We start from the raw sequence: 17,288 nt of genomic DNA, 5'->3' as shown, positions 1-17,288 counted from the left end.
GATCGAGGACAACCGGGGCGCGGATCTTCGCTGTGCCCGTGCCGTCGCCCGCTCGGGATGCTCGCTTTTCTTCCGAGCGGAGATCATCGACCGAGGGCCAGGTGCCCGGTCGTGGCCCGCCGGGCACCTGGCCCTCCACCCGCCCGCATCGCCGCCGCCGCACGCGCGTCCGCACGCGCCGAGGCACCGGTTCGGCTGGCCGCTGACGGCGCGTGGTCAGGAGGCGGCGGGCGTGGTGGTGGGAGCGGGGCGGCGGGTCAGGACCTGCGGGCCGGAGGCGGTGATGGCGACGGTGTGCTCGGAGTGGGCGGTGCGGGAGCCGTCGGCGGAGCGGATCGTCCAGCCGTCGTCGTCGAACCTGATCTTGTCGGTGGAGCGGCAGAACCAGGGCTCGATGGCGATGGTGAGGCCGGGGTCGAGTCGAAGGCCCCGACGGGCGCGGCCGTTGTTGGAGACGTGCGGGTCCTCGTGCATGGTGCGGCCGATGCCGTGGCCGCCGAACTCGGCGTTGACGCGGTAGCCGTAGGAGTGGGCGACCTCGCCGATGGCGGCGGAGATGTCGCCGAGGCGGCCACCGGGCTGGGCGGCGGTGATGGCGGCTTCCAGGGCGACCTCGGTGGCCTCGATCAGCTTCAGGTCGGCCGGGTCGGGGGTGCCGACGACGACGGAGAGCGCGGAGTCGGCGACCCAGCCGTCGATGTTGACCGCCATGTCGATGCTGAGCAGGTCGCCGTCGCGCAGCACGTAGTCGTGCGGCAGGCCGTGCAGCACCGCGTCGTTGACCGACAGGCACAACACGTTGCGGAACGGGCCGCGCCCGAACGAGGGGGCGTAGTCCCAGTAGCAGGACTCGGCGCCACGGTCGGCGATCCGGCGGCGGGCGTGGTGTTCGAGGTCCATCAGGTTGACGCCGACCGCGGCGACACCGGCCAGGTCGGCGAGCAGTTCGCCGACGAACTGGCCGGTGACCGCCATCCGGCCGATCTCTTCGGTGGACTTCAGCTCGATCACGGCTGCCTCCCTCTCCCCCATGCGGTATTTCTATACCGGCATTTTTATACCACGCAGGGTCCGGGCGCTCCGCAGGGATATCCTGCTGGCATGGTTCGCCAACCACTCACCGCCGCACAGATCGCCGCGGGCCAGCGCCTCGGAACCGCCCTGCGGGCCGCGCGGGCCGGCCGCAGCCTCGTCGAGGTGGCCCTGGCGGCCGGCATCTCCCCCGAGACGCTGCGCAAGATCGAGGCGGGCCGGCTGCCCGCACCGGCGTTCGGCACGGTGGTCTGCCTCAGCCAGGCCCTCGACGTCCCCCTCGCCGACCTGGCCGACGTCTGGCTGGCCGACATGCCCGTCCGCCAGGCGTCCTAGCGACCCGCAGCCCTCGTCGTCAGCTCTGGAGCCCGCCGTGGTCGGGCGTGGTCCAGGCCGGCGTCCAGAGCGGCGCGGCTGGTGTCCGGGCGTGGCGCGCGGCCGACAGGTACGCCCGCAGGGCGGCCAGGCCGGGGTGGGGGTTGGCGGTGGCCCAGATGAGGGAATGGGGATAGATCGGGGTCGGGTTCCGCAGCGGGATCCGGCGCAGGTCGTAGCGGGCCGGCCACAGGTAGCGGTCGCGCCTGCCGACGATCGTGGCGAGGTCGGCGGACGTGGACAACTGGTCGAGCAGCGCCTCGTCGCCGAAGTGCGGGCCGATGCCGTCGATGCTCAGGCCGAAGGCGTCCGCGAAGTCGTGGTAGAACGTCGCCCACTCGGTGCCGGGAACGATCCCGGGTATCCAGATCCGGTGCCCCGCGAGGCGGGCCGGCTCGAGGTGCTGCTCCCTGGCCAGGGGGTGCCGTGGCCCGAGCAGCACTTCGAGCTCGTGGTCGATGGCGCGGGCGGTGCTGATGCCGGCCGGCAGGGTGTCGGCCGGCAGGGTCACGGCGCGGAAGGAGGCGTCCACGGCGCCGGTGCGCACGGCGGCCAGCGCCGCGGTGAGGTTGTTCTCGGCCAGGGTGACCACGTCGAGGTCCTGGTCGGGGTGGGCGACGTGGAAGTCGTGCAGGGCGACGGCGGGCGCGATGCGCCGGTGGGTGACGTCGACGCGGAGCGCGCGGCTGCCGGGTCGGACCGCGTTCCGGGCGCGCTCGGCGGCGCGTAGGAGCTCACGGGCGTGCGGAAGGAAGGTCTGCCCGTCGAGGGTGAGCCGCACGCCACGGGTGGTCCGCGCGAACAGCACGGCGCCGACGGCCTGTTCCAGGGCGGCGACGCGCTTGGAGACCGCCTGCTGGGTGACGGCCAGTTCGTCCGCGGCCTCCTGGAACTGGCCGAGCTCGGCCGCGAGGACGAACGTCCGGACGCCGTCGAGATCCATTCGCTGTCCCAACTTTCGGTTGTGTCTGGAGGGCGTGTCGGTTGTTTGCCCGCTGGTCGGGGTCTTTGCTGAGATCATCACATGTCTACCGCCACAACCCAGCGGATGTATGTCCGGACGACGGAGTTCGCGCGCTACGCGGAGCGGATCCACCAGGTCACCGACCTGACCTCGCGGTTGAACGTGCTGCCGTTCGGCGACGCCGAGGCACGGGCCGCGCTGCTCGCGCAGGTCTTCGCCGGTCCCCTCCCCCAGTCCGTGCGGATCTTCCCGCCGTTCTTCACCGACTACGGCCTGAACACCGCGTTCGATGAGGACGTCTTCGTCAACCAGGGCTGCACGTTCCTGGACCAGGGCGGCATCCGGATCGGCTCCGGGGTGATGATCGGCCCGAAGTCGAACCTCGTCACCTCCGGGCATCCCGTCCCGCCCGGACAGCGGCGCGAGTACGTCCTGGCGGCGCCGATCACCCTGGAGGATGACGTGTGGCTCGGCGCCGCCGTCACCGTCCTGCCCGGCGTCACGATCGGCCGCAACTGTGTGGTCGGCGCCGGTGCCGTCGTGACCAGGGACGTCCCGCCGAACACGCTCGTGACCGGCCCGGCCGCCTCCGCGCGCAGGACCTGGGACGCCTGACCCGGACGGCTACGCCGGCCTGCACCGGCCGTGGCTCCGGCTGTCGGTGACCACCTCCTCCGGGTAGCGCTGCCCGGGCCGGGTGGCCGTCGACGTGGTCGCGGCTCAGGAGGTGTGCGCGTCGTAGGCGTCGCGGTGTGTGAGCACCGTGGTCATGTGCGTCTCGGCCCAGCTCCTGAGTCCGCGCGTCATCTCGTAGAGCGAGAGTCCGAGGTCGGTCAGCTGGTAGGTGACGGTGACGGGCACGGTCGGGGTGACGGTACGGGTGAGCAGACCGTCGCGTTCCAGCGACCGCAGTGTCTGGGTCAGCATCTTCTGGCTGACACCGGCCAGCGCGCGGGCCAGTTCCGAGTACCGCATCGGGCCGGGTTCGCCGCCGGCGTCGGCGTCCGACCGGTGCGGGCCGTCACCGCTGAGCGCGCACAGGATCAGGACGACCCACTTGTCCGAGATCCGGTCGAGCAGCCCGCGGCTGGGGCACGCCGCCAGGAACGCGTCGTACTCCGCCTTGGCCTGGGCCCTGCGCTGGGCCGCCGTCACCGTCGCCATCGATGCTCCCCCACCCCGTGGTGACCTACGCACTTCCAGGTGCCTTCTTCCTGACAGGAAGTTACCTCCCAACAATGATGCAGGAGGCCGGAAGGCACCCCCTGCGTCACCACGAGAGGCACCACGATGAGCACCTCCTCCGCACGACTTCCCGGCGGCACCTGGGCCCTGGGCGATCTGACCGTCACCCGGTTCGGGTACGGCGCCATGCAGCTCGCCGGTCCCGGGGTGATGGGGCCGCCCGCGGACCGGGACGGCGCGCGGGCCGTGCTGCGCGCGGCCGTCGAGGCCGGTGTCACCCACATCGACACCAGCGACGCGTACGGGCCGCGGGTCACCAACGAGCTGATCCGGGAGGCGTTGCACCCCTATCCCCCGTCGCTGCACATCGTGACCAAGGTCGGCGCGACCCGGGACGGGCACGGCGGCTGGCCCACGGCGCGACGGCCCGAGGATCTGCGCCGCCAGGTCCACGACAACCTCGCAAGCCTCGGGCTCGACGTCCTCGACGTGGTCAACCTCCGGCTCGGCGACGCCGAGGGGCCGCAGGCGGGCTCGCTCGCCGAGGCGTTCGGGACGCTCGTCGAGCTTCGGGAGCAGGGGCTCATCCGCCACCTCGGGGTCAGCAACGCGACGGTGGAGCAGGTCGTCGAGGCCCAGTCGATCGCGCCGATCGTGTGCGTGCAGAACATGTACAACCTCGCCCACCGTCACGACGACGCGCTCGTGGACACGCTCGCCGGGCAGGGCGTCGCGTACGTGCCGTTCTTTCCGCTGGGTGGCTTCACCCCGCTGCAGTCCTCGACGTTGTCGGGGGTGGCCGCGCGGCGTGGGGTGACGCCGATGGCCGTCGCCCTCGCCTGGTTGCTGCACCGGTCACCGAACGTCCTGCTCATCCCCGGCACCTCGTCGGCGGCGCACCTGCGCGAGAACATCGCCGGCGCGGGTCTGTCGCTCTCGCCCGAGGACCTGGCCGAGCTGGACCAGATCGGTCGCTGATTGGCGCGGCGGCAGCGGCCGGTCCGCCACCCTTGACTTTGTCGCATGCTATGACTCATCTTATTGAGACAAGGATTGCGACATACGGAGGTGCGACATGCGCCAAGCAGATCTTCCGGAGGCGAGGCGGTGGCTGGACCGGCACGGCCTGACCGACGTCGAGCCGACCCCGCTGCTCGCGACCCGGCTGGCGGTGCGGCGGCGCGCCAAGCTGGTCGACAGCTGCCTGCTGGCCGCGTTCCTCATCGGCGCGGCGCTCACCCACGTCTGGGGGCGGTTCCCCGACCCGACGTTCTCCTGGCCGCCGCTGCTGGCGCTGGTGGCGCTCGTGGGCGGGCTGCTGGTGGGCCAGTGGCGGCTCGGCTGGTGGGTACGGCGGGTCGACCGGTGGGCCGGCGCCCAACTGTCCCAGCGGGTGGCCCACCCGGTCCAGCTCGGCTGGCCGGCGGTGCTGGGCTGGCCGTACGCCATCTTCATGGCCGCCACCTTCAGCGGCGCGCTGCTGCTGGCGGTGAGCGTGCTGCCGGTGTCGGATCCCGGCCTGCGGTACGGGGCGATCGTCGTGCTGATCGGCCTCGCCGGGGCCGGCGCCGGGACCGTCCTGCAGTTGCGTCAGGTGCTGGCGGCCCCGGCCGTGGCGGAGGACGAGGCGTCGCTCACGGCCGACGTCATCATGCGGGTCGAGGACGTCCGTGCCCTCGTCACGCCCAGCCTGGTGTGGTCGCTGCCGCCCATCTTCCTGGTCGGGGAGTCGATCGGCTGGTGGAACGCGGCCGCCGTGGCGCTGGTCGTGGCGGGAGTGATCGCGCGTGGCCTGATCCAGATCCGGACCACGGGTGTCGGGACGGCGGCGCGGCGGGCCCTGGCCGTCCGATGATCGTCATCGACGCGGCCTCGCCGACGCCGCCGTACGAGCAGCTCCGGGCCCAGCTCGCGCGGCAGATCCAGGAGCGCTCGCTCGCCGTCGGCACGAGACTGCCGACGATCCGCCGGCTCGCGGCCGACCTCGGCCTCGCCGTGAACACCGTCGGTCGGGCGTACCGGGAGTTGGAGGAGGCCGGGCTGATCGAGACCCGGGGGCGGGCCGGCTCGTTCGTCTCGGCCGCCGGTGAGCAGGCGCTGGAGCAGGCGCACCGGGCCGCCCGCGAGTACGCGGCGGTGATCTCCAGCGTCGGCATCGACCGTACCGAGGCGATCCGGATCGTCGAGGCGGCGCTGGGCCGATCGGCGACGCCCTGAGTCACCGCCGCGCCCCGCTCCCGGACCTGCCGGCCGTCATTGGGGAAATGCGACGTGGGGTGTCAGGTTTCTGGCGGAGCATGGTGGGACCGGTCGCGTCGGTGGCGGACGTGTACCGGCCCCACCGGCAGAAAGGGACGACCCAGAGTGCGCGAAACGCCCGAGGAGCTCAGCGAACTGCAGGCCCTGCTCGACTCCTCCCTGTCCCGCTCCACCGCCCACCTCCGCTCGATCGTCGTCGAGCGCACCCTGACCGCGGCGCAGCTCACCCGGGTCCTGACCGGCATGTGCACCCTCGCCCTGTCCACCGTGACCGCGAAGGGCGAGCCGAGGATCAGCGGGGTGGACGGGCACTTCCTGCACGGCAGGTGGCATTTCGGCACGGCGCCCGGCGCCGCCAAGGCCCGTCACCTCGCCGCGCGGCCGGCGGCCAGCGTCGCGCACCTGCGCGGCGAGGACCTCGGCGTGTTCACCCACGGCACGGTCGAGGTCCTCAACCCCCGGGGCGGCGAGCCGGCCGCGGACTGGCCGGACCTGCTCGCCTACTTCCAGGACTTCTACGGCCCGGACGCCTTCGACTGGGACAACGAGGTGGTCTACTACCGGCTGCGACCGCACTGGATGACCGTCTACGCCCCCGACGTCGACACCCTCGTCACCGGCTGAGCGGGAGGGGCGTCACCCGCTCGACCTGCTCCGCGCGCTCTGCCGGAAATCGATGGCATGACCCGGTCCCACGGCGGGAAGATCCCTGACGTGACCCTGCACCACGACGAGGTACCCGTCGACAAGGACATTGTCCGGTCACTGGTGCGGGCGCAGTGCCCCCAGTGGGCCGACCTGCCGCTGTCACCCGCCGGCGCCGGAACGGACAACACCATGTACCGGCTCGGCGACGACCTGCTCGTCCGCGTTCCGCGGACCGCCGACAAGGCCCGGTCCCTGCGCAAGGAGCAACGGTGGCTGCCCCGGCTCGCGCCGCTGCTCCCCCGCGCCATCCCCGAACCCCGCCACGCCGGCACACCGACCCCCGGGTTCCCGCTGCCGTGGTCCGTCCTCGGGTGGATCGACGGACAGGAGCCCCGGCCCGACACCGTCAGCGACTGGGCCACGTTCGGCGCCGACCTGGCGGCCTTCGTCCGCGAACTCCACCGCGTCGACCTGATGGGAGCACCCCGCACCGACGACCTGAGCTGGTACCGCGCCGGGCCCCTGCAACCCTGCGACGAGTGGGTCAGCCAGTACTTCCAGGACTGCCGGGCCACCGTCGGCGACGACCTGGACGTGGCGACGCTGGAACGGTTCTGGCGCGCCGCGCTCGCCCTGCCGGAGCCCGCCGCCGGCCCCGTGTGGCTGCACGGTGACCTCAAGCCCAGCAACCTGCTGGTCACCGACGGCAGCCTCCACGCCGTCATCGACTTCGGCGGCCTGTCCGTGGGCTTCCCCGACGCCGAACACGCCACCGTCTGGGACCTGCCGGCCCGGGGCCGCCAGGCGTACTGGGACGCCATGGACCTCGACGAGGCGACCTGGACGCGGGCCCGGGCCTGGGCCGTCGCCGTCGGCGTCAGCGGGATCGCCTACTACTGGCACACCTGTCCCGCGTTCGTCGCCGAGTGCCGGGCCCGGCTCGACCACATCCTGGCCGACGCCACCACCCGCTGAGCCGGCCCCGTCACGCGCGCCGGGCGCCGAAAGGGTTCGCGGCTCCGCCTATGCTGCGCCGAATGGAGCAGCCGTCACCCCACACCGTCCGGTCCCTGGCATCCGACCTGCGGGCGCTCGGCATCGCCACGGGCGACGTCTTGCTGCTGCACTCTTCGTACCGGAGCCTCGGATTCGTGGCCGGTGGCGTCCAGGCGGTGGTGCACGCGGTGCTGGACGTGCTCGGACCGGAGGGCACCCTCGTCGTGCCGACCCACACGTCCGAGAACACGGACCCGGCCGGGTGGCGGCATCCGCCGGTCCCCGAGGCGTGGTGGCCGGTGATCCGCGAGCAGGCTCCCGGCTTCGACCCGTCGTGCACGCCGGGCCGGTGGATGGGTGTCATCGCCGAGGCGGTCCGCACGTGGCCGGGTGCGCTGCGCAGCGATCACCCGCAGGTCTCCTGCGCCGCGCTCGGCAGGAACGCCGCGACCGTCGTGGGCAGGCACCAGCTCGACGACGCGCTGGGTGAGCACTCACCGCTGGGCGCGGTGTACCGGCTCGACGGCACGGTGCTCCTGCTCGGCTGCGGTCACCGCACCAACACGTCGCTGCACCTGGCGGAGTGGCGACAGGCGTCGCCCCCACGGGCGGGCACCGGCTCGTCGGTCCGGCAGCCGGACGGAACGAGCCGCTGGACGACGTGGGTGGACGTCGTCACCGACGAGAGCGACTTCGACCGGCTGGGCGCTGACTTCGAGGCCACCGGTGCCGCCGTGGTCGGTCCCGTCGGTGGTGCGACGGCCCGCCTGATGTCCCAGCCTGCCCTCGTCGACTTCGCGACCGCCTGGATGGCCGCCAACCGCCGGGCAGAGCCCACTGCCGGCACCGCGCCCCCGACCGGCGGGGCGTAGCGAGCGAAGCACCGTCGGCTGCCCGCGAACGCCCGGAGCTGGGCTCCGGATACCTGAGCCTGATGCGGATGGCTGGGGTGATCCGAGGCGGTCTCGGACCGACAGCGCCGGTCGACGCCCGGCAGGATGACTCCTGCCGGGCGTCCTGCCTGTCTCCCGGCATCGGGCGTTGTTTGACTCAGCGCCATGACACAACTTCGGGAAGCGATCACCCGTACGGTGGTCGTCGGGGCACTGGTCGCTGCGACGGCGCTCACCGGTTCCGCCTCCGTGTACGCGGAGTCCAGCCAGCCCACGGCGGCCGGGGCCGCCACGTCCATCCTCGACATCATCCCGGCGCCGACCCTGGACCGGATGCTCGCCCAGGCTCCGCTGGTCGACGCGGCCAATGTCATCCGTACCGCGGTGGAGCGCACGCCGGCCCGTGGCTACGCCGGCATCGGCCTGGTCGACGACCACGTCACCCTGTGGTGGAAGGGCGCGCCGCCCACCGACGTCCTCGCCGCCGTCACCGCCGCCCGCCGCACCGCGCCGGTCGAGGTGGTCGACGCGACCTACTCCCGCGCCGAGCTGCGCGCGGCGGCGGCCAGGCTCGCCCCGGTGGTGGCCGCCGACCCGGCGGACGCCATCCACTCGGTCCGGCTGCGCACCGACGGCAGCGGCATCGAGCTCGCCGTCAAGGATGCCCGGAGCGCCAGGCTGCCGAAGCTGCCGGCCACCGGCGTGCGTACCAGCGTCGTCGAGCGCGAGCGGATGGTCGAGCGGTCCCGGGCCAACGACGTCGCCCCGTTCGACGGGGGGTCGGGCATCGGGTTCACCACCCCCGGCTGCACCGCCGGTTTCGGGGTGCGCAACGCCGACACGGGCAACGGGTACGTCCTCACCGCCGAGCACTGCGGAGCCATCGGCTCGCCCTGGCACGTCGGGTGGAACACGACCACCAACACCGGCACGCTGGTCGGCTACGCGGTCGACAGCAACGACGACCACGACACGATGATCATCTCGACGGCGTCGCCCGGCGACCACATCTACGTCGGCGGCCAGCACGACGAGGTCCGCGCCGAGGTGGTCGGCTGGACCCAGGTCATCCCCGGTCAGCTGCTGTGCCAGTCCGGGTACACCTCCGCGGGTGAGATCGGCGGTCCCGTCTGCAACCTGCGGGTCGACTTCCACTACACCGACATCGAGGACCTCGTCGAGGCCACCCAGCTCGACGGCGAGGAGTCCGCCCGGGGCGGCGACAGTGGCGGCCCGGTCTACGCCGTCAACTCCGACGGCACGGTGCTCGCCGCCGGTACCACCACCCGGTCGGCCGGCCCGGGCTTCGGGTTCCAGGACTTCGCCACCGCCCGCGACGACTACGGCAACCTCGTGCCGGCGACGACGCTCGCCAGCACCTGCCGGGTCTCCTTCGTGGTCACCAACTCGTGGGGCACCGGCTACAGCGCCAGCGTCACCGTCTACAACGACGGCCCGGCCATCAACGGCTGGTCGCTGGGCTGGTCCTTCCCGGGCGGGCAGACCCTCCAGGGCCACTGGCACGGTGTCTTCCAGCAGACCGGGTCGGCGGTGACCGTCACCAACGAGAACCACAACGCCGCCATCCCGACCGGCGGCGCCGTCAACGTCGGCTTCACCGCGAACGGCTCCCCGGCCACCCCGGTGCCGTTCACCCTCAACGGCACCACCTGCAACTGACCCCGTCCACCGGGCCCCGCCGCGCCGTCGGCGGGGCCCGGTGCCGGTGCGGTCAGGACTCGGCCAGTTCGCGTCGCAGGGTGGCGCGCAGGGTCCGCACCTCCGGGGCGTCCAGTTCGCCGCACCGGTCGAGGGCCCGCTGGCGCAGCAGGCGGGCCTCGGCGGCCCGGTCCGGGGCCGCGTCGGCCAGCGCCGCGAGCGCGTAGAGGGTCTGCGCCTCCCACCACGGGCAGGACAGTGCGGCGTACAGGGCCAGCGCCGAGCCCAGCGCCTCGGCCGCCGCGTCGACCTCGCCCAACGCCTGGAGCGCGAGCCCGTACCGGTGCAGGGCGCTGGCCTCGCTGAAGGTCGCGCCGCAGCGGTGGAACACCCGCCAGGCGCGGGCGTACTCGTCGGCGGCGTCGCGCCACCGGCCCATCCCGGCCAGGTCCGCCCCGAGACTCGTCATCGCGCCGGCCTGGGCCACCGCCGCGCCGGTACGGCTGAGACCGTTGCCCCGGCGGTAGAACGCCAGCACCTCGCGGTGCAGCTCGGCCGCTTCGGCGAACCGGCCGAGCGCGGCCAGCGCTCCGCCCTGCACGCTCGCCGCGCTGTGCTCGCCGAGGGTGTGCCCGACCTCGCGGAACAGGTCCACGGCGCGGCGGCCGTGGTCGATGGCCGTCGCGGCGCGGCCGAGCCGGATGTGGATCGCGGCGGTGTAGGTCAGCGCCCACGCCTCCTCCCGGCGGTCCCCGATCCGCCGGGCCAGGTCCAGGGCCCGGGCCAGGGCGGCCAGCCCGTCGGTGTTGCGGTCCCGGCAGAAGTACCGGGCCCAGCCCAGGAAGTTCAGCAGGACGGCCTCGTCGCGGGGGCTGCCGGTGGCCTGGGCCGCGGTCACCCCGAGCGAGAAGATCTCGTCCCAGGAGTGCCGGTGGCTGGTGGCGTCGGAGTACCAGTGCAGGGCCCGGGCGACCGCGACCACGTCGGCGTGCCGACCGGAGCGGGCCGCGTCGCGGAGCGCGGCCAGCCAGTTGCCGGACTCCCGGTCCAGCCAGGACGCCGCCGCCCGGTCGTCGTCGAACGGGGAGTCGGCCCGGCAGGCGACCGGTTCGAACATGGCGCCGGCCTGTCGGGTACGCCGCAGCAGCCAGTCGACCATCTGCGTGTGCGCCCGGGTCCGGCAGGCCGGTTGTTCCTCGGCGTCGAGGCGTTCCTGGGCGTAGAGCCGGACCAGGTCGTGGAACTGGTACCGGTCCCCCGTGGTCAGGAGGACGCCGGCCTCGACCAACTCCTCCAGGGCTGCCGCCGCGGTCTCCTCGTCGGTGCCGGCGACGGCGGCGACCAGCGCGGGTGCGAAGTCGGTGCCGGGGATCAGCGAGGCCCGCCGGAACACCCGCGCGGTCGTGGGGTCCAGTTGCCGGTACGAGACCTCGAACGCGGACCGGACGCCCAGGTCTCCGGCGGTCAGGACGGTCAGCCGTCGACGCTGGTCGCGGAGCAGGTCCACCAGCCAGCCGACCGACCACTGCGGTCGACTGACGAGGCGGTTGCCGGCGATCCGCAGGGCCAGGGGCAGCCGGCCGCAGAGCTTGACGAGGTGGTCGGCGGCGGCGGGTTCGGCGGCGATGCGGTCGGCGCCGACGATCGCCGTGAGCAGTTGTCGACCGGCTGCCGGGTCGAGCAGGTCGAGGGGTTGGCGGGCCGTACCGGCGAGACCGGTCAGTGGGCGCCGGCAGGTGATCAGCGCGAGGCATCCCCGCCCGGCCGGCAGCAGGGGGCGTACCTGTGCCTCGTTCGCGGCGTTGTCCAGGACGACCAGCAGCGGCCGGTCGCGGGTGAGGGTGCGGAACAGGCCGCCCCGCTCGGCGGGTGACACCGGCACCCGGGCGTCGGGCACCCCGAGTGACCGGAGCATGCCGGCCAGCGCCTCGGCCGGGTCGACCGGCCCGTCCGGGGGGACGCCCTGCAGGTCGACGAAGAGCTGTCCGCCGGCGAAGGCGGGGCTGAGTCGGTGTCCGGCCGCGACGGCGAGGCTGGTCTTGCCGATTCCCGGCGGCCCGTGCAGCACCACCACCGAGGGGGTGTCCGGTCGCCCGGCGGTGACGTCGGCGGCCAGTGTCGAGAGCCGTGCCAGGATCTCCGCCCGGCCGGTCAGGTCGGGCACGGCGGCGGGCAGTTCCCCGGGTACGACCACCGCCGGGCGGCTGGACACCACCGCGTCGTCGGGTGGCGTTGCTCCCCTGGTGGGTGGCTGCCGGTCGGCCCGGGCCAGGGTGACGAAGCGGTCGCGGTCCTCCCCGGCCAGCCGCAGGGCGTCGGCGAGCAGCACCACGGTCCGTCGTTGCGGGCTGCGTACCCGGCCGCTCTCCATCTCCCGGATGCCGCGGACGCTGGAACCGGCCGCCTCGGCGAGCTCTTCCTGGGTCAGCCCCCGCTCCAGGCGGAGGGTCCTGAGCAGGCCTCCGAACTGGTCACGCTGCACCCGACTCGTGGGCATGCTCCCCCCACCACCAACGCCCCGTACTCACGTAACGCGCATAGATGCTCGCACGTGCGTGACGAGCATCGGGCGGGCGCGCACAGAGTGTGATCATCACCATGGTGGATCCGTGACGAGTCACCGGGACCGGCACCGGAGCCCGTCCGGGCAGCGGCCTGTCCGCCGTGGGTGGGTGGAAGCGGTCGAGCGGAGCGTTTCTGTCGGTGGCCGGTGATAGCTTCGCGTCGAACCGCTCGATCGCGTCCTGTGGTCCCGTCCCGGGGCGCACCGACCGTCCCACCGGGCCGCCCGCCACCGGCACCTCCTGAAGGGCATCACCATGACCGAGGCACGCACCCACGTCCTGGACGTGCCGGGGGCGACCCTGCACTACGACGTCCGCGAGGGCGAAGCCGGCGCCGCACCGACGCTGCTGATGATCGGCTCCCCGATGGACGCCACCGGGTTCACCAGCCTCGCCGCGCACTTCCGGGACCGTACGGTGGTGACCGTCGACCCGCGCGGGGCCGGACGCAGCCGGCGCACCGACACCGGCGGCGAGTCCACGCCCGAGCAGCACGCCGACGACCTGCACCGGGTGATCGAGGCCCTCGGTGGCGGGCCGGTGGACGTCTTCGCCAGCAGCGGTGGCGCCGTCAACGCGCTCGTGCTGGTGGCCCGGCACCCGGAGCAGGTGCGCGTCCTGGTGGCGCACGAGCCTCCGGCCGCCCAGGTGTTGCCGGATCGGGAGCCGGCGCTGGCCGCGACCGCGGACGTCCGCCGGGCGTACGAACGGGACGGCTTCGGTGCGGGCATGGCGCGGTTCATGGCGCTCACCGGATTCCGGGGCGAGATCCCGGCCGACTACACCGAGCGGCCGGCACCCGATCCGGCCGCGTTCGGCCTGCCGACCGACGACGACGGCTCCCGCGACGACGTGATGCTCGGGCAGAACCTCATCACCTGCACCCACCATGAGCACGACTTCGACGCCCTGCGGGCGGCGTCGACCCGGATCGTGGTCGGCGTCGGGGCCGAATCGGAAGGCGAGCTGGCCCACCGCGGCGGGCTCGCCGTCGCCGACCGGCTCGGCACGACGGCGGTGGTCTTCCCCAGCCACCACGGCGGCTTCCTCGGTGGGGAGTTCGGCTGGCCGGGTGACCCGGACGCGTTCGCGGTGACCCTCCGGCAGACGCTCGACGACGACCGCTGAAGCGGGTCTCTTGCCGCCGCTACTCACGGTCAGCCCGGTGAGCTGGACAACGACGTCGGCAGGGACGATCGGCGCGGGGTCACGGCGGTTGACCCCGTCTGTGACGCTGGCGCGTGGGAGGTGGTCGTGACCGGTGTCGAACTGATCCTCGCCGCGCTGGCGACGGGGGCCGCGGCGGGGGTGTCGACGGCTGCGAACAGCGCGGTCGCCGATGCGTACGCGGCGTTGAAGGGCCGGTTGTCCCGGCTGTTGGCTCGCCGGGGCTCGGATGTCGGCGTGCTGGACGCGGCGGCTGAGGTGACCCCCGTCCGCCTGGGTGTGGCACTCGCCGTGTGCGGCGCGGACGCGGACCGGGAGGTCCTCGCCACCGCCCAGCGCCTGCTGGACCTGGCGGGCGCGGATGTCGCCGGCAGGGGCGACCGTGTCCGGGTGGACACCAACTTCGGTGCGGTCGGCACGTTCCACGCGCCGGTGACGGTCACCCATCAGGCGCCGGGTGGGGGTAGGCCCGGCCCCCCGGCGGAGCCGGGGACGGCGTAGGGCCGGCCGTCCCCGGTGGCTCCGGTCCGGCGGTGGTCCAGGTGACGGGCAACCACGGGGCGGCCGGGGTCTTCTACGGCTCGTCCATCCACGTCCATCCGGCCGGCGTCGACGAGGGCCGGGTGGCGTCGAGGTGGCCGCGCCGCTTCGGTGTCGTTCCGGCGCTGGCCGACTGCCGGCAGCGCCGGGAGGTCGACGAGGACCTACTGACTGCGGTGCCGGACGGCTCGACGGTGGGGTCCTGCCAGGTGCTGTCCGGCCTGGGCGGCGTCGGCAAGACCCAGCTCGCCGCCGAGTTCGCCGACCGAGCGTGGCGGGAGGGCGACGTCGACCTGTTGATGTGGGTCACCGCCAGGTCTCGGGTGGCCGTGCTGGGCGCGTTCTCCAGCGCCGCGACCGACCTCACCGGTGTCGACGCGGCCGACCCGGCCGAGGGCGCCGCCCGTTTCCTGTCCTGGCTCGCGGAGCCGCACGGCCGCCGCTGGCTGATCGTCCTCGACGACCTCGCCGCACCCGGGGACCTGGCTGGTCTGTGGCCGCCACGCACGGCCGGCGGCCGGGTGTTGGTGACCACCCGTCGGCGGGACGCCGTTCTCGCCGCACAGGGTCGGCGCATCGTCGACGTCGGCCTGTTCACGCCCGAGGAGGCGCACCGGTACCTGGGTGAGAAGCTCGGCGGCGATCCGGCGCTGCTGGACGAGCCCGAGCGGTTGGCGGCCGACCTCGGGTACCTGCCGTTGGCCCTGGCCCAGGCCGCCGCGTACCTCCTCGACCGGGACCTGACCTGTGCCGGCTACCGGCGCAGGTTCGCCGAACGCAGGAGGACGCTCGCCGAGCTGGTGCCGGAGACCGAGGCGCTGCCCGACGACCAGACCGCCACGATCGCCGTCACCTGGTCCCTGTCGATCGAGGCCGCGGACCGGTTGTCCCCGGCCGGGCAGGCTCGGCCGCTGCTGCACCTCGCCAGCTTCCTGGACCCGAACGGCATCCCGCTCACGGTGGTCGTCGCCGCGGCGTGCGACGCGCACCTGCGCGGCACGGGGCCACGGCCGGCCACCGAGGACCTCCTCGACGGCCTGCGCAACCTTCGGCGGCTCAGCCTGCTGACCATCGAGGGCGACGAGATCCGCGTCCATGCGCTGGTGCAACGCGCCACCCGGGACAGGCTGCTGCCCGAGCAGGCCCGGACGGTCGCGCAGGCCGCCGCGGACGCCCTGGCCCGGATCTGGCGCAGCAGGTTCCGCACCCCGGCAGCGGAGGAGGGTCTGCGCGCGAACGCCGAGGCGCTGCTCGGCCACAGCGGGGACCTGTTGTGGCAGCCCGGTGCCCACCCGGTGCTCTTCCACACCGGGGCCAGCCTCCGCGACCAGGGCCATGTCCGTGCCGCCGTCACCTACTGGAGCGGCCTGTGGGCGACCGCGCGCCGGCTGCTCGGCCCCGATCATGAGCACACCCGCCACGTCCGGCACTGTCTCGCCGGGAGTCGAGGACTGGCAGGTGACCACGCCGGGGCCGTCGCCACGTACCGCGAACTGCTCCTGGACGACCAGCGCCGCCACCCGGCGGATCATCCCGACGTCCTGGCCACCCGGGGGAACCTCGCCTACTGGCAGGGTATCGCCGGCGACCACGCCGGTGCCGCCACCACGTTGACCGGCCTGCTGGCCGAGCAGCTACGTGTTCTCGGCCCCGACCACGAGGCCACCCTGGTGACCCGCCACAATCTCGCGCGGATGCGGGCGGAGGCCGGGGACCGCGCGGCCGCGATCGCGGGGTACGAGAGTCTCCTCCCCGATCAGCGCCGGGTCCTCGGCGACCAGCATCGGCAGACGATCGCCACCCGGAACAACCTCGCCGTCCTCCTCGCCCGGGCCGGGGAGCCCACCGACCTTCACCTGGTCCTCGCCGACTGCCTGCGGATCCTGGGCCCCCACCATCCGGACACCCTGTCGACGCGATGCGAGGTCAACGCGCTCAGCCACGCCAGTGACCCGGCACCCCACACGGCGCTGCTCAGGGACTGCGAGGAGTTCCTCGGCCCCGACCATCCGACCACTCTGCAGGCCCGCGCCAACCTGGCCCGGTCGTACGGACACGCGGGCGACCGCACGGCTGCCGCGGCAGCCCACGAGGCTCTCGCCACCGCCTACCGCCTGGCCCTCGGCCCCGATCATCCCCACACCCTGACGATCCGGCACAACGCCGCGCACTGGATCGAGGCCTCCGGGGACCTGGCAGGCGCTGGGAGCGCGTGGGAAGGCCTCCTGTCCGACTGCTCGCGGGTGCTCGGTCCCGACCACCCGCACACCGCGATCGTGGAGCAACGGCTCGGCACGCTGCGCGTCCTCACCGAGGGTCTCGGTGCCCTCCGTCAGTCCGGCGCCGACGTCGACGGCATGCTCACCGACCCGCTGACCTACTGGAGGCGCGAGCATGCCAGGATCGTCCACGAGTTCGGACCGGACGATCCGTTGACCCGTCTCGTCGAAGCGCGGCTCGACCAGTTACGGGCCCACCGCGGAGAGCGGTGACCGTTCCGGCGTCGGTCAGCAGACCCAGTCGACGGACTGCCCGTTGGAGCCGATCACCTCGTTGCCGAGGGTGAGCGTCGCGCCGACCTGGATGCAGACCCAGGACGGGGCGTAGAACTGCAGCCCGTAGCTCCAGCCGTGGTAGACGTCGACGGTGGTGTCCGAGGCGTACTCCAGCGACCCACCTTCCGGAGTGTGCACTCGCGGACGAATCATGATCTTCGTGGCTGCGGCGCCGTTGACGTAGTTGTTCACTCGCACCCAGTTGGTCTGGCACGCCGTGGAGTAGCGCACCTCCATGACGCCGTTGACCACGCCGGTGACCGGGTGCTGGAGTTGCTTCGACCAGATGGTGACGGCGGTTGCCGAGCAGCCCGTCTGGGCGGGGTCGGTGTAGTCGTACTGGCTGCCGGGCGGTGCCGCCTGGACGGGTTGGACCGGAGCCAGGGCCAGCCCGGCGGTGAGGGCCACCGCCGCGGCGACCCGCGAGACGCTTCTACTCATGAGCGGGGAC

The 17,288-nt window shown here is 73.4% G+C and carries 17 protein-coding genes; 12 read left to right on the top strand and 5 right to left on the bottom strand.

Annotated features, from left to right (window positions below):
- Nucleotides 1–216: 216 nt before the first annotated feature.
- On the bottom strand, nucleotides 217–1,011 hold the full coding sequence (gene map, locus ACQUFX_RS04735) for a type I methionyl aminopeptidase (RefSeq protein ID WP_428964790.1): 795 nt from the start codon (nucleotides 1,009–1,011) through the stop codon (nucleotides 217–219).
- A gap of 90 nt (nucleotides 1,012–1,101) precedes the next feature.
- Here map and ACQUFX_RS04730 point away from each other — a divergent pair, with 90 nt between their 5' ends.
- Nucleotides 1,102–1,368, top strand: coding sequence for a helix-turn-helix domain-containing protein (locus tag ACQUFX_RS04730; protein ID WP_428964789.1), 267 nt, complete (start codon nucleotides 1,102–1,104; stop codon nucleotides 1,366–1,368).
- A gap of 19 nt (nucleotides 1,369–1,387) precedes the next feature.
- On the opposite strand, the gene ACQUFX_RS04725 is transcribed toward ACQUFX_RS04730, so the two are convergent.
- Nucleotides 1,388–2,350, bottom strand: a complete 963-nt coding sequence (locus tag ACQUFX_RS04725) for a LysR family transcriptional regulator (protein ID WP_428964788.1) — start codon at nucleotides 2,348–2,350, stop codon at nucleotides 1,388–1,390.
- Nucleotides 2,351–2,431: 81 nt separating this feature from the next.
- Here ACQUFX_RS04725 and ACQUFX_RS04720 point away from each other — a divergent pair, with 81 nt between their 5' ends.
- Nucleotides 2,432–2,986 (top strand): sugar O-acetyltransferase, encoded by a 555-nt coding sequence (locus tag ACQUFX_RS04720; RefSeq protein WP_428964787.1) that lies wholly within the window; start codon nucleotides 2,432–2,434, stop codon nucleotides 2,984–2,986.
- Between the two features lie 105 nt (nucleotides 2,987–3,091).
- On the opposite strand, the gene ACQUFX_RS04715 is transcribed toward ACQUFX_RS04720, so the two are convergent.
- Nucleotides 3,092–3,535 (bottom strand): winged helix-turn-helix transcriptional regulator, encoded by a 444-nt coding sequence (locus ACQUFX_RS04715; RefSeq protein ID WP_428964786.1) that lies wholly within the window; start codon nucleotides 3,533–3,535, stop codon nucleotides 3,092–3,094.
- 126 nt (nucleotides 3,536–3,661) lie between these two features.
- Between ACQUFX_RS04715 and ACQUFX_RS04710 the strand changes: the two genes are divergently transcribed.
- From ACQUFX_RS04710 to ACQUFX_RS04680, 7 genes are all read left to right on the top strand, one after another.
- On the top strand, nucleotides 3,662–4,534 hold the full coding sequence (locus ACQUFX_RS04710) for an aldo/keto reductase family oxidoreductase (RefSeq protein WP_428964785.1): 873 nt from the start codon (nucleotides 3,662–3,664) through the stop codon (nucleotides 4,532–4,534).
- A 97-nt stretch (nucleotides 4,535–4,631) separates the two neighbouring features.
- A complete protein-coding gene (locus tag ACQUFX_RS04705) occupies nucleotides 4,632–5,411 on the top strand; it encodes a hypothetical protein (RefSeq protein ID WP_428964784.1) in 780 nt (259 codons plus the stop codon).
- Nucleotides 5,408–5,773 (top strand): GntR family transcriptional regulator, encoded by a 366-nt coding sequence (locus tag ACQUFX_RS04700; protein ID WP_428964783.1) that lies wholly within the window; start codon nucleotides 5,408–5,410, stop codon nucleotides 5,771–5,773. The genes ACQUFX_RS04705 and ACQUFX_RS04700 overlap by 4 nt, the downstream gene beginning before the upstream one ends.
- 147 nt (nucleotides 5,774–5,920) lie before the next feature.
- Nucleotides 5,921–6,439: a pyridoxamine 5'-phosphate oxidase family protein gene (locus tag ACQUFX_RS04695; protein WP_428964782.1), complete on the top strand. Its 519-nt coding sequence runs from the start codon at nucleotides 5,921–5,923 to the stop codon at nucleotides 6,437–6,439.
- 57 nt (nucleotides 6,440–6,496) lie between these two features.
- Complete coding sequence (locus ACQUFX_RS04690; RefSeq protein WP_428964781.1) at nucleotides 6,497–7,438, top strand: aminoglycoside phosphotransferase family protein; 942 nt, start codon at nucleotides 6,497–6,499, stop codon at nucleotides 7,436–7,438.
- Between the two features lie 62 nt (nucleotides 7,439–7,500).
- The gene (locus tag ACQUFX_RS04685; RefSeq protein ID WP_428964780.1) at nucleotides 7,501–8,331 is read left to right on the top strand and encodes an AAC(3) family N-acetyltransferase; all 831 of its coding nucleotides are present in this window, start codon (nucleotides 7,501–7,503) and stop codon (nucleotides 8,329–8,331) included.
- Between the two features lie 186 nt (nucleotides 8,332–8,517).
- Nucleotides 8,518–10,032, top strand: a complete 1,515-nt coding sequence (locus tag ACQUFX_RS04680; protein WP_428964779.1) for a cellulose binding domain-containing protein — start codon at nucleotides 8,518–8,520, stop codon at nucleotides 10,030–10,032.
- Nucleotides 10,033–10,084: 52 nt separating this feature from the next.
- Here the strand turns inward: ACQUFX_RS04680 and ACQUFX_RS04675 are convergent, their stop codons facing one another.
- A complete protein-coding gene (locus ACQUFX_RS04675) occupies nucleotides 10,085–12,508 on the bottom strand; it encodes an ATP-binding protein (protein WP_428964778.1) in 2,424 nt (807 codons plus the stop codon).
- 322 nt (nucleotides 12,509–12,830) lie between these two features.
- On the opposite strand from ACQUFX_RS04675, the gene ACQUFX_RS04670 reads away from it, so the two are divergent.
- The 3 genes from ACQUFX_RS04670 (at nucleotide 12,831) to ACQUFX_RS04660 (ending at nucleotide 16,774) form a co-directional block, all read left to right on the top strand.
- Nucleotides 12,831–13,703, top strand: coding sequence for an alpha/beta fold hydrolase (locus tag ACQUFX_RS04670; protein ID WP_428964777.1), 873 nt, complete (start codon nucleotides 12,831–12,833; stop codon nucleotides 13,701–13,703).
- Nucleotides 13,704–13,829: 126 nt separating this feature from the next.
- Entirely contained in the window at nucleotides 13,830–14,243 is a 414-nt protein-coding gene (locus ACQUFX_RS04665) for a hypothetical protein (protein WP_428964776.1), read from the top strand.
- 41 nt (nucleotides 14,244–14,284) lie between these two features.
- Entirely contained in the window at nucleotides 14,285–16,774 is a 2,490-nt protein-coding gene (locus ACQUFX_RS04660) for a tetratricopeptide repeat protein (RefSeq protein ID WP_428964775.1), read from the top strand.
- 15 nt (nucleotides 16,775–16,789) lie between these two features.
- Here the strand turns inward: ACQUFX_RS04660 and ACQUFX_RS04655 are convergent, their stop codons facing one another.
- Complete coding sequence (locus ACQUFX_RS04655; RefSeq protein WP_428964774.1) at nucleotides 16,790–17,278, bottom strand: DUF2690 domain-containing protein; 489 nt, start codon at nucleotides 17,276–17,278, stop codon at nucleotides 16,790–16,792.
- Nucleotides 17,279–17,288: the final 10 nt, after the last annotated feature.

Origin of the sequence: Micromonospora fluostatini (assembly GCF_050410825.1) — a bacterium.
Taxonomy (GTDB): domain Bacteria; phylum Actinomycetota; class Actinomycetes; order Mycobacteriales; family Micromonosporaceae; genus Micromonospora; species Micromonospora rosaria.
Note: the sequence above shows the minus strand (reverse complement) of the source record. Positions and strands in the feature narration are given on the sequence as shown.

Excerpts from the sequence above, each read along its gene's own strand:
- ACQUFX_RS04730 (WP_428964789.1), top strand. The coding sequence starts at position 1,102 with ATGGTTCGCCAACCACTCACCGCCGCACAGATCGCCGCGGGCCAGCGC.
- ACQUFX_RS04725 (WP_428964788.1), bottom strand. The coding sequence starts at position 2,350 with ATGGATCTCGACGGCGTCCGGACGTTCGTCCTCGCGGCCGAGCTCGGC.
- ACQUFX_RS04720 (WP_428964787.1), top strand. The coding sequence starts at position 2,432 with ATGTCTACCGCCACAACCCAGCGGATGTATGTCCGGACGACGGAGTTC.
- ACQUFX_RS04715 (WP_428964786.1), bottom strand. The coding sequence starts at position 3,535 with ATGGCGACGGTGACGGCGGCCCAGCGCAGGGCCCAGGCCAAGGCGGAG.
- ACQUFX_RS04710 (WP_428964785.1), top strand. The coding sequence starts at position 3,662 with ATGAGCACCTCCTCCGCACGACTTCCCGGCGGCACCTGGGCCCTGGGC.
- ACQUFX_RS04705 (WP_428964784.1), top strand. The coding sequence starts at position 4,632 with ATGCGCCAAGCAGATCTTCCGGAGGCGAGGCGGTGGCTGGACCGGCAC.
- ACQUFX_RS04700 (WP_428964783.1), top strand. The coding sequence starts at position 5,408 with ATGATCGTCATCGACGCGGCCTCGCCGACGCCGCCGTACGAGCAGCTC.
- ACQUFX_RS04690 (WP_428964781.1), top strand. The coding sequence starts at position 6,497 with ATGACCCGGTCCCACGGCGGGAAGATCCCTGACGTGACCCTGCACCAC.
- ACQUFX_RS04685 (WP_428964780.1), top strand. The coding sequence starts at position 7,501 with ATGGAGCAGCCGTCACCCCACACCGTCCGGTCCCTGGCATCCGACCTG.
- ACQUFX_RS04680 (WP_428964779.1), top strand. The coding sequence starts at position 8,518 with ATGACACAACTTCGGGAAGCGATCACCCGTACGGTGGTCGTCGGGGCA.
- ACQUFX_RS04675 (WP_428964778.1), bottom strand. The coding sequence starts at position 12,508 with ATGCCCACGAGTCGGGTGCAGCGTGACCAGTTCGGAGGCCTGCTCAGG.
- ACQUFX_RS04670 (WP_428964777.1), top strand. The coding sequence starts at position 12,831 with ATGACCGAGGCACGCACCCACGTCCTGGACGTGCCGGGGGCGACCCTG.
- ACQUFX_RS04655 (WP_428964774.1), bottom strand. The coding sequence starts at position 17,278 with ATGAGTAGAAGCGTCTCGCGGGTCGCCGCGGCGGTGGCCCTCACCGCC.